We start from the raw sequence: 11701 nt of genomic DNA, 5'->3' as shown, positions 1-11701 counted from the left end.
GACGGTACGGCAAGTCCCGTCGCGGTCGGTGTCGGGGTCAACGGAGGTGATCGCTAACCCGGCCTCGGTGTCCCGTGGTGCTGCCGCACACGCGGCAGCCCCGTCGGGAGGCCTGTGCGCTGCCCACAGCAACTCCCGCAAGTACCACAAGGCAAGGGGTAGGTTCGAACGCTGGCTCCGTGAGCGCGCTGTGCCCTTCGCTGACGTGCCCGTCTGCATGGTCACCGACTGTGTCGGCGCATCCATGAATTCCCGCGGGCTGTGCAATTATCACTGGCGTGCCTGGAGGCAGACTGCCGTTCCAGTACCGCTCCCATGTCTGTTGCCCAGTGGGCACCCGGGCAGCCGCTGTATCTGCTGGCGCACCAGTTCCACCTCGCCCCATTGCCCCAGCTGCTGCGCTGGGAAGCGCTCTACGCCGTGCAGCAGATGGACCAGTGGGTACGTGCCCTGGAGCCTCACTGGATCCGCGGCGTGATCAGCCACCTCACCACGGCCGACACCCTTCTGGACGCCACCAACGCGGCCCGGCTCACCAAGCCGCACCAGGCTGCCGTCCGCACATTGGAGAACCTGAGCTGCCCCGAGTTTCGTAGAGTCCGGTGATCTTGTTTCAGGCGGACTGCGGGGTGGCTTGCTGTTGTCGCCACCAGTCGCGTTCGTACTCGGCGGGTGGTACGTAGTCGAGGGCCGAGTGGAGCCGTTCCTCGTTGTACCAGGTGACCCACTGGAAGATCGCCCGCTCGACCTGGTCGAAGTCCCGCCACGGTCCTTGCATCTCGATCAACCCGGCCCTGAAGGTGCCGTTCAGCGCCTCGGCCATCGCGTTGTCACACGAGTCCGCGACCGAGCCGACGGACGCGGCGGCCCCGATTTCGGCGAGCCGGCCGGTGTAGCGAGAAGACACAGATTGCGACCCGCGGTCGCTGTGATGGACCAGCCCGGAGTCCTTCTTGATCCGGCGTCTCCACAGCGCCATCTCCAGTGCTTCCAGCGGAAGTTCTGTCCGCATGCGGTTCGCGACCTGCCATCCGACGATCGTCCGGGAGAAGACGTCCAGGACGAACGCCACGTACACCCAGCCTGACCAGGTGCGAACATAGGCGACGAGGGCCAGCTCGGCCATCAGCCGCTCGACGGTGCAGCGTGCCACGTGGACGCCCTTGCGCCGCAGTGCGCGGGTGATCCGGCGGACGCCATAGGTGCCGCCGGAGTCGGCATGGACCTGTTCGATCAGCGGCATGAGCTGCTCGTCCCGCAGCCGGCGGGCCGACTTCGGCCGCTTCTTGCGCGCGTAGTACGCCGACTCGGACAGCCCCAGCACCCGGCAGGCGAATGACCCCGAGGCCCTTGTCCCTGAGGTGCTCGATCACTCCCCCAGAGGGGGCACCCCCAGCTCGGCTTCGTCCGGGGACGGTCGAGTTCCGCCGCGAAAACGCGCTTGCGGCCTTCAGGATCTCGTTCGCTCGCCTCAACTCCGCGATTTCCCGCCGGAGTTGCCTCAGTTCTTCCCGCTCGGCGGTGGTCAGCCGGTCGTCGCGTTCGCCGGTGTCCGCCTCCGCTTGACGGACCCAGCCGCGCAGGGCCTCCTTGTGAATGCCCAGGTCCTTCGCGACATGCGCGATCGGACGGCCGGTCGCGCGGACCTCAAGGACGGCCCGCTCACGGAGCTCGTCCGGGTACTTACGTGGTGCTGGCACCGCTCGTGGTTCTCCTTCGGGCCAGGATCATGAGCCTGGCTTCAGGGACTCCACGAAACCGGGGTCAGCTCAAAGAACCGCGGCTGTCCCTGAATCCATGAGTTCGAAGAGAAGCACTACGCCGAGCCGGCAGCGACCGAACGAGCGAACCTGAAACCCCGCCAACCCGCTCTGGCCAGCTGATAAGCCCTTCCGGGCAACGGGGAACCTCAGACAAACAGGGTCGGAGTTTCCTGCCTCGGGCCGCAAGCGTGATGAGCGCGGCTCACTCACCTGTGACCACCATTGCCCCGCGCTTCCGTCTCACGATGTGCGGAGTCGGCCTCCTCGGGCGTCAGCGGGCCGTCGGGAACCTCTGACAGGTGCAAGGCATCGGGAGTTCGTCGGTCCGGATCGGCCAGCCAGTGGTGGACCGCGAGCGCGGTGGTACGGGCATGCTCTTCCAGTACGGTGAAGTGGTTCCCGGGCACGGTGACTTCGGTGTGTGGCAGATCCCAGACCGGGGCGGGCTCTGTGCCGGGCAGCGAGTCCCGGACCCGTACGAAGAGGGTGGGGGAGGCGAGCCGCGAGGGCTTCCAGCCGGCGAAGAGCTCGAAGTACCCGGCCATGGCGGTGAGCCGGGTCGGGTCGGCCGGGAGGAACTTGGCCGCCCGGTGCAGCATGTCCGACGTCATCGCGGAGAGTACCTGCCCTCGGTCGTCACTGCTGGGATAGGTGTCCACCAGGACAACGGCGAGCGGGGCGGAGCCTTCGGCCCCCAGTCGCTCGGCCACGGCCTGGGCCACCCAGCCACCGGCCGAGCGGCCCAACAGGACCAACGGTCCGTCACCTGCGGCCGCGCGGACGGTGGCGGCCTGGGCGGTGACGAGGGCGTCCAGCGTGGCCGGCAGTGCTTCCCCGTGCCCGAAACCCGGGTGCCGCACCGCCGAGACCGGCCGCAGGCCCCGCAGTCCGGAGCCGAAGCGAGCGTATTCCTGGGGCCCCGAGAGCGCGCTGAGGGCGGGGAAGCAGATCAGCGGGGGCCCTGCGCCGTCCGGTGCGAGCATGACGGGGTCGAGCGCCGCACCGGGCGCCCCGGCGCTGTCGAAGACCGGGCGGAGGCGTGCGGCGATGGTGAGCAGCGCCATGCCGTCCCAGGCCCGCCCCCGGTCGCAGGCGGCGCGGAAGAGCGCACCCAGGGAATCCGAAGCACCTTCGGTGTCCGGTGCGTCCCCGGCCCGCACCGGGGCTTGCGGTGGACCGGCCGTCCCCGGACCGCCGGGAACACCGTTGTCCGCCGTTTGGCCGGTGCTGCCCCGGTGGCCGATGGCATCCGGCCGTTCGGGGGCGCCAAAGCCGCTGGGAGCGCCGGTGACGCCGGGAGGAGCCGCTTCCCGGGCGTACCGCTCCGCCAACTCGGCGGCGACCGTGCTCGGGGTCGGGAAGTCGAACAGCAGCGTGGGCGGCAGCGCCAGCCCCGTCGACGTCACGAGCAGGTTGCGCAGGTCGACCGCGGCCAGGGAGTCGAGCCCCAGGTCTGCCAGCAGGTCGTCCCCGTCGATCGCGGCCGTCCCCTCCGGGTGACCCAGTACCGAGGCCGCCAGGGCCCGCACCTCCGTGAGCAGCAACCCGCCCCGCTCGCCCGGGGAAGCGGCCGCCAGCCGTCGGCCGAACAGGGCCCCGCTCCCGCCGCCCGTGCCCGTTGCGCCGGTGACAGGCGGCCGGGACCGGGCCGCCGCTGGATCGCCGCCGCTCAGGGCGGCCGGGGCGAGGCGGGCCGCCACCACCACCGGGTCGTCACCGGCCACGGCTGCGTCGAAGAGGGCCAGGCCCTCATCCGCCTCGAGCGGGCCGAATCCCGAGCGGGCCATCCGCCGCAGGTCCGTGTCGGCGAGGTGCGCCATCATGCCCTCACCCTGCCGCCAGGGACCCCAGGCGATCGACGTACCGGGCAGACCGAGCCGTCTGCGGTGCCGTGCCAGGGCGTCCAGCACGCAGTTGGCGGCCGCGTAGTTGGCCTGACCGGCGGAGCCGAAGGTACCCGCCACCGAGGAGAACAGCGCGAACATCGCCAGGTCGCGTCCCCGGGTCAGCTCGTGCAGGGCGAGGGCTGCGTCCGCCTTGGGCCGCAGCACCCGCTCCAGACGGTCGGCGGTGAGCGCCGGGACGATGCCGTCGTCCAGCACCCCCGCGGTGTGCACCACACCGGTCAGCGGACGGTCCGCAGGCACTGAGTCGAGCAGGGCGGCGAGCGCCGTCCGGTCCGCGACGTCGCACGCCCGGACGGTCACCTCGGCGCCCGACTCGCCCAGTTCCGCGACGAGTTCGTCCACCCCTGGCGCGTCCGGTCCGCGTCGGCCGGCGAGCAGCAGACGCCGGACGCCATGGGCGGTGACCAGGTGCCGTGCCACCAGCATGCCCAGGGAACCGGTACCGCCGGTGACCAGGACGGTGCCCTCCGGATCGAGCCGCCGCCGGGACCGCCGTTCCTCCGTGGCCTCGGCCACCCGGACCAGCTTCGGTACGTACGCGGTTCCCCGTCGTACGGCCGTCTCCGGCGCCGCAGCGGCCAGCAGGGCGGGGAGGAGGCGCACGGAGTCGGGGTGATCGTCCATGTCGACCAGGGCGAACCGGCCCGGATTCTCCCGCAAGGCCGAGCGGACCAGCCCCCACACCGGTGCGTGGGCCGGTAGGGAAGGGTATCCGCTGGATGCGCCGGAATCCCCGGAACCGGTGCCACCGTCAACCGGACCGCCATCGTCCGGGGTGACGGCACCGGAGGTGACGAGGACGAGACGGGAGTCCGCCGGGCGGGGTTCGGCGAGCCACTCCCGTACCAGTTTCAGTGCCCAGCCCGCCGCCCACCGCATCCGAGCCGCGGGGTCCTGGGCTCCGTCGGCCGTGTCCGGTGGGGGCGGGCAGGGGACGACGAGAACGGCCGGTGACGCGCCGTCCGCCGCCGGGTGGGCGTACACCGGAACGCCGGAGCTGCGGGGCGCGAGCACATCCACCGGTCGTGTGCCCACCGCGCCCAGGACGCCCCACGGGGGCACCACCAAAGGCATGGGCGGCTCGGGCAGCGGCACCCAGTCCATCCGGTGGAGAACCCCGGTGACCGGATCCGCCGTTCCCGATTCGGTACGCGGAAGGGGCCGGAGCGTCAGCGAACGTACCGCGGCCACCGGCGCGCCCGCCGGGTCGGTCAGCTCCACCCCGACCCGCCCGTCCGGCCCGGGAGCGATCCGCACCCGCAACCGCCGCGCGCCGACCGTGTACAGGCGCACCCCGCCGAAGGCGAACGGCAGGGACACCCCACCACCACCCGTCCTGCCCGTCCCGGCATGGTCCGCCGCGCGCCCGTCGAGCGCCAGGGCGTGCAGCGCCGTGTCCAGCAGCGCCGGATGCAGTGCGAACCCCGGGCCACCCGCGCCCGGGAGCGGAGCTCCGGCGGCCTCGGGCAGGGCGACCTCGGCGTACAGCTCCTTCCCGAGCCGCCAGGCGGTGCGCAGGCCCCGGAAGGCGGGGCCATAGCTCAGCCCGCTTCCGGCCAGCCGCTCGTACGGGTCGGCATCCGGATCGGCGGCGTGCAGCGGCACCGCGCCGGGCGGAGGCCAGGGCGTGGCCCCGGACCCGGCCCCGGACCCGGCCCCGGTCGCGGCCCCGGACCCGGTCGCGGCCGCAGCCGCTCCGCGGTCCGTCGGCTGCTGCTCCGGTACGAGCGTCCCGGAGGCATGCCGATGCCAGGGCCGGTCACCCGCCGGTGTGTGCGGCCGGGCGTGGAAGAGCACGGTCCGCCGTCCCGTGCCGTCCGGCCCCGATACCTTCACCTGCAGCTCGACCGTGCCGTCCGCAGGCAGCGACAGCGGCGCGGTCAGAGCGAGTTCGTCCAGGACGGGAGCGCCCGCCGACTCACCGACGTGCAGGGCCATCTCCACGAAGGCGGTCGCCGGCAGCAGTACCGTCCCCGCCACCACATGGTCGGCCAGCCAGGGCTGGTCGTGCACCGAGAGTACCCCGCTCAGCAACAGCCCGTCGTCGTGGGCCGTCACGGTACGGGACGACAGCAGTGGATGGGCCGGAGCGTCCGGCGGGGGAGTGGACCGATGCCGCGGGGTGGCGTCGAGCCAGTACCGGCGGCGCTGGAAGGCGTAGGTGGGCAGGGTGACGCGCCGCCCGCCGCGCCCGGCGAAGACGGCCCGCCAGTCGACGGGCACTCCATGGGCGTGCAGCGTGGCTACGGTGTCGAGCAGGGCGTCCGCCTCCGGCCGCGCTCCGCGCAGGGTCGGCAGGACCAGCGGCGTCGGGGTCCGCTCGCCGGCGGGCGCTCCGGCCGTCCCCGGGTCCGCCGGAGCCGCTCCGGTCGCGGAGAGGCAGCTGCGGACCAGGCCGGTGAGCACTCCGTCCGGCCCCAGCTCGACGTAGTGTGCCGCGCCCCGGTCCTGGAGGTACGCCACCGAATCGGAGAAGCGGACCGGGCGGCGGACATGGCCCACCCAGAACCCCGGTGAGCTCAGCTCCTCTTCGGTGGCAGCCCGGCCGGATACGGCGCTGACCAGGGGTATCCGCGGCATGGCGAAGGAGAGGTGCCGCACCACGTCCGCGAAGTCGGCCAGCATGGGTTCCATCAGCGCGGAGTGGAAGGCGTGGCTCACCCGCAGCGGCGTCGTGGACCGGCCCCGCTTCCGGAAGTACGCGACGGTCTCCCGCACCGCGGCCCCGTCCCCGGAAACGACCACTGAGGCGGGCCCGTTGACGGCGGCGATCTCCACCGCACGCCCTGTCCCGGCGAGTCGGGCGACCGCTGCGGTCACCTCGTCCGCGTCGGCGGCCACGGCAGCCATCGCACCGCCCGAAGGCAGCGCGTCCATCAGCCGCCCCCGGGCCGCCACCAGGGTGCAGGCGTCCGCGAGGGACAGCACCCCGGCGACATGCGCCGCGGTCACCTCGCCCACCGAGTGCCCGGCCACCAGATCCGGGCGCACACCCCAGGCCTCGAGCAGCCGGAACAGGGCCGTCTCCAGAGCGAAGAGCGCCGGCTGTGCGAACCGGGTCGTGTGCAGGAGCACGCCCGTCTCCGTGCCGGAGCCGGCGAACACGACGTCCCGCAAAGGCACCGGCAGCATCGGGTCGAGCAGGGAACAGCTCTCGTCGAACGACTGGGCGAAGCTTGGATGCAGTTCCCGGGACTCGTACAACTCACGTCCCATGTCCACGCGTTGGCTGCCCTGGCCGGTGAAGAGCAGGGCCAGCGGGCCCTGGCGACGGGACGTGCCCGTCCGCACCCCGGGCCGGCTTCCCCCCTCCGCCACCGCCCGCAGGGAGGTGAGCAGTTCCGCACGGTCCCGGGCCACCACCACGGCCCGGTGCTCGAAGGCCGCGCGGGTGGTGGCGAGCGAGTACCCGATGTCCACTGGGGCCGCGTCCGGGTCGGTGGCCACCCGGTCGTACAGCCGCCGCGCCTGGGCCCGCAGCCCCGGCTCGTTCCTCGCCGACACCGGAACAGCCACGGACGCCGGCACCGCCCCGCCATCGACACGGCCGCTCCCGGCCCCGTCGTCCGCCACGGAAACCGGCGACGGGGTGTTCCGATCCACCGGAGCCTCCTCAAGCACCACATGGGCGTTGGTGCCGCTGATGCCGAAGGAGGACACCCCCGCCCGGCGCGGGCGGTCCGTCCTCGGCCACTCCACCTCCCGGGTCAGTAGCGCCAACCGCCCCGACGACCAGTCGACCCGGCCGGTCGGTTCATCGGCGTGCAGCGTACGCGGCAGCATGCCGTGCGCCATCGCCTGCACCGTCTTGATCACGCCCGCCACTCCGGCGGCGGCCTGGGTATGACCGATGTTCGACTTCACCGAGCCCAGCCAGAGCGGACGCTCCCGCGGCTGGCGCCCGTACGTCGCCAAAAACGCCTCCGCCTCGATGACATCGCCCAGCCGGGTACCGGTGCCGTGTGCCTCCACCGCGTCGATGTCCCCGGGGGCCAGCCCCGCGTCCACGAGGGCCTGCCGGATCACCCGCTGCTGCGCCGGGCCGTGCGGTGCCGTCAGCCCGTTGCTCGCCCCGTCCTGGTTCACCGCCGAGCCGCGCACCACGGCCAGCACCGGAAGCCCGGCGCGGCGCGCCTCGGACAACCGGCTCAGCAACAGCATGCCGGCACCCTCGGCCCATCCCGTGCCGTCGGCGGACGCGCCGAACGCCTTGCAGCGGCCGTCCGGGGCCAGCGCCCGCTGCCGGCTGAACTCCACGAACGACGAGGGCCCCGACATCACCGTGACTCCGCCGGCCAGCGCGAAGGAACACTCGCCCCGGCGCAGCGCCTGGGCCGCCAGGTGCAGGGCCACCAGGGACGACGAGCACGCCGTGTCCACCGTGACGGCCGGGCCCTCCAACCCGAAGGTGTAGGCGATACGGCCCGAGGCGACGCTTCCGGCGCTGCCGATGCCGAGGTAGCCCTCGACATGCTCGGGTACCTCCGTGATGCGGCCGGCGTAGTCGCTGTACATCAGCCCGACGTACACCCCGGCCGACGAGCCGCGCAGGGTGCGGGGAACGAGACCGGCGCGCTCAAAGGCCTCCCACGCCACTTCGAGCAGCAGCCGGTGCTGCGGGTCCATGGCCAAAGCCTCGCGGGGGGAGATGCCGAAGAAGCCGGGGTCAAAGCGGTCCACACCGGAGAGGAAGCCGCCCTCACGCACATACGTCCGGCCGGACCGCCCGGGGTCCGGGTCGTACAGCGCCTCCGTGTCCCAGCCCCGGTCGGCGGGAAACGGACCGATGGCGTCCGTCCCGTCGGCCACCAGCCGCCACAGCTCCTCGGGGGAGGCCACGCCCCCGGGATAGCGGCAGGCCATCCCCACGATCACCACAGGATCATCGTCCGACCGGGCCACGCCCCGGTGCGCGATCCCGGCGCCCGACGGCGCGGCGGCGCTCCGCGAATGGAGGTGGGCGGCGAGCGCGGCGGCCGTGGGGAAGTCGAAGGCGATGGCCTCGGAGAGCGGGAGGCCGGTCGCCGCCGACAACCGCTCCCGCAGCACCGTCGCCGTCAGGGAGTCCATGCCCAGATCGCGGAGCGCCGTTCCGGACTCCACCGCCTCCGCCGTACAACCGAGCACGGCCGCCACCTCGCTCCGCACCAGGGCCAGCAGGTCCGCCGTCGGCTCCCCGGCCGCCCCCGTACCCAGCGTCCGCGCGGGCCGATCGGCGAGGGCATGCCGCCGCACCTTTCCGGAGGCGGTACGGGGAATACTCTCCACCTCGTACAGTTCGACGGGCACCTTGAAAGCGGACAGTTCCGCACGACAGGCGGCGAGGATCGACCCTCTGTCCAGTACACCGCTGCCCGGCGCGGGGACCAGATAGCCGACGGGCACTTCACCGAAAACCGGGTGTGGGCGTCCGGCCACGGCGGCGTCCGCCACCCCGGGCAGCCGCCGCAGCGCCGCCTCCACCTCCGAGGGGTGGATGTTGGCCCCACCCCGGATGATCAGCTCACTCGCCCGGCCGGTGATCACGAGTTCGCCGGAGGCCTCGATCCTGGCCAGGTCGCCGGTGCGGAACCAGCCGTCGCGCAACACCTCTGCGGTGGCCTTCGGCCTGCCGTGGTAGCCGGCCATGACTCCGGGCCCGCTCACCCACAACTCGCCCTCGCCGGTGTCCTGTCCGTCCGCGCCGCCGCCGACCCGGACCCGGGTGCCGGGCAGCACCCGGCCGCACGACCCGGCCGCCGTTGTGCCGCCCGGTGCCGTCATGGTGACCGGACCCGCCTCGGTACTGCCGTAGTGCTCCAGGTAGGGGGCCCGGCAGATCGCCTCGAAGGACCTCCGGAACTCGGACCCCGCCGAAGCGCCCCCGCTGACGCAGGCCCGCAGCGCGGGCGCCCCGAGCCCGCCGCCGTCCCCGTCACCCTCCTCGCCCCGGACCGCGTCGAGCAGGGCCGAGTACGTCGTCGGCACCCCGCCGAGGAGGGTGTAGGGGGTGTCCGTACGGCGCAGTTCGCCGAGCACCTCCGCCACCGAGAACCGGGGCGGGAGCATGGCGCTCGCCCCGGTCGCGGTCACTCCGAGGACGCAGACCACCTGGCTCATGGCGTGGTGGAGGGGTAACGGCCACAGCACCCGGTCCCGCTCCGACAGACCGAGAACACCGACGAGGCCCGCCGCGACCGGCGCGAGGCGGTTGCGCTGGGTGGACAGCACTCCCTTGGGGGTGCCGGAGGACCCGGAGGTGTAGAGCAGCCACGCCGTCTCGTCCAGCCCGAGATCGTCCCGGGCGGGCGTCCCCGGCTCCGTACACGCCAACTCCTCGTACCGCAGAACGCCGCCCGCCGCCCCGGCCCCGCCCGCCAACGCCCCGGAATCCCCGGACGGCGGAGTGTCCCCGCCCTCCTCACCGCCCTCGGCCACCACCACGATCAGCCCGGGACGGGACAGCAGTCCCCGCCGACGCGCCAGCCGGGCCTCATCCGTGATGAGTACGCGCGCGCCACAGTCGTCCAGCAGACGGGCCAGCTCCGCCCCCGAGCTCCCGGGATCCAGCGGCACGCCCACCCCGCTCGCCCGGGTTACGGCGAGCAGGCTCTCGACCGCCTCGACGCGGTTGCCGAGCAGGATGGCCACCCGTCCGCCCCGCGCCAGGCCGAGCCCCGCCACATGGCCGGCCAGTCGTCCGGTCCTGCGTTCCAGGTCCGAGTAGGTCCGCCGCGTACGGCGGTCCTGGAAGGCGACCTTCTCCCCGAGGCGCCGGGCATGCTCTCGGAGCGATTCCGGCAGTGGCCTGATGATGTCCGTGTCTGTACTCACTCGTGCGAACCCTCCCGTGTACCCCTGGATGAAGATGATGGCGCGGTTCGCCCGGTTCCCCTGCGGCAGCGGCGCCGCACGGTACGGGTCTGTCAAATGTGCGGTGTAACCAGGGTGGTCGGGGTTACTGACGGGCCGCCGACAGGCGGCCGTCGAAGGTGATGCCGAAGGCGTTCAGTGCGGTCTTCCAGCGCATGGTCCAGCGGGCCTGGCCCTTGCACCCCGGGGCTACTGGTCGCCGAGGTACGTGCGGAAGAGTTCGAACAGGGGGCCCGCCCCCTGGCGGACCGAGTGGCCGTACATGGGGACGAGTTCGGACGCGAAAAACGGGGCGTCCTCGCACAGCGCACCCCGGATCTGCCCGGGCATGGCGTCCTCTTTCGAAGGTCCTGACGTCGATGCCCGGCGTCGGCGTCAGCACCGCCGTCGTCCTGCTGGTCACCGTCGGCGACGGCACCAGCTTCCCCACCGCCGCCCACCTCGCCTCCTACGCGGGACTCGCCCCGACCACGAAGTCGTCCGGGACCTCGATCCACAGTGAACACGCACCCCGAGGCGGCAACCGGCAGCTCAAACGGGCGATGTTCCTGTCCGCCTTCGCCTGCATGAACGCCGACCCGGCCTCCCGCACCTACTACGACCGCCAGCGAGCCCGCGGCAAAACTCACACCCAAGCCCTTCTCCGACTCGCCCGCCAACGCATCAGCGTCCTGTTCGCCATGCTCCGCGACGGCACCTTCTACGAACCCCGCGTCCCCAACAACGTCGAGCTCGCCGCATAACCCCAGCAAGCCCGAACCACCCCAAACCCGACAGGGGTGCCTTGACAGAAGACATAGAGGCACCCCCCGCGTCGGCGGGGAGGACCAGCCCTGCCTACGGGCCTCGGTGACGATGCGCGGAACACCCCCGCGTCGGCGGGGAGGACGCGACGTAGTGGGAGCGGATTACCTCGAACGGCGGAACACACCTGCGTTGGCGGGGAGGACCGCCGCAGGTCCTCGGCCGTGAACGTGATCTTCGGAACACCTCGCGTCGGCGGGGAGGACAGAGCCCACAGGGCCCCCGCCATGTCCTCGGCCGGAACACCCCCGCGTCGGCGGGGGACTCTTTCTGACCTTAGCCTCGCGCTTTCATGAAGCGGGCTGTCCGACGGGTGGTCAGGTATGAGAAAAGTGCCTCTGACCAGCAAGAATGAGGATTGTCTAGGTCCTTGTT

At 72.5% G+C, this 11701-nt stretch carries 4 protein-coding genes and 2 pseudogenes; 2 read left to right on the top strand and 4 right to left on the bottom strand.

Annotated features, from left to right (window positions below):
* Positions 1–315 precede the first annotated feature (315 nt).
* Positions 316–606 (top strand): hypothetical protein, encoded by a 291-nt coding sequence (locus IE178_RS34530; RefSeq protein ID WP_184766587.1) that lies wholly within the window; start codon positions 316–318, stop codon positions 604–606.
* A gap of 7 nt (positions 607–613) precedes the next feature.
* On the opposite strand, the gene IE178_RS34525 is transcribed toward IE178_RS34530, so the two are convergent.
* From IE178_RS34525 to IE178_RS34515, 4 genes and pseudogenes are all read right to left on the bottom strand, one after another.
* Positions 614–1324, bottom strand: coding sequence for an IS3 family transposase (locus tag IE178_RS34525; RefSeq protein WP_438874441.1), 711 nt, complete (start codon positions 1322–1324; stop codon positions 614–616).
* Between the two features lie 214 nt (positions 1325–1538).
* A pseudogene (locus tag IE178_RS37035) lies at positions 1539–1700 on the bottom strand (transposase); the annotation flags it as partial.
* A 269-nt stretch (positions 1701–1969) separates the two neighbouring features.
* Complete coding sequence (locus IE178_RS34520) at positions 1970–10483, bottom strand: type I polyketide synthase (RefSeq protein WP_193515000.1); 8514 nt, start codon at positions 10481–10483, stop codon at positions 1970–1972.
* Positions 10484–10711: 228 nt separating this feature from the next.
* Complete coding sequence (locus IE178_RS34515) at positions 10712–10852, bottom strand: hypothetical protein (RefSeq protein ID WP_229876443.1); 141 nt, start codon at positions 10850–10852, stop codon at positions 10712–10714.
* 5 nt (positions 10853–10857) lie between these two features.
* Between IE178_RS34515 and IE178_RS34510 the strand changes: the two are divergent.
* Positions 10858–11265 (top strand): annotated as a pseudogene (locus tag IE178_RS34510) (transposase); the annotation flags it as partial.
* Between the last annotated feature and the right edge of the window lie 436 nt (positions 11266–11701).

It is taken from the genome of Streptomyces griseoloalbus, assembly GCA_014650015.1.
Classification (GTDB): domain Bacteria; phylum Actinomycetota; class Actinomycetes; order Streptomycetales; family Streptomycetaceae; genus Streptomyces; species Streptomyces griseoloalbus.
The sequence above is the reverse complement of the archived record's forward strand: the minus strand, read 5'-3'. Positions and strand labels throughout refer to the sequence as shown.

Excerpts from the sequence above, each read along its gene's own strand:
- IE178_RS34515 (WP_229876443.1), bottom strand. The coding sequence starts at position 10,852 with ATGCCCGGGCAGATCCGGGGTGCGCTGTGCGAGGACGCCCCGTTTTTC.
- IE178_RS34530 (WP_184766587.1), top strand. The coding sequence starts at position 316 with ATGTCTGTTGCCCAGTGGGCACCCGGGCAGCCGCTGTATCTGCTGGCG.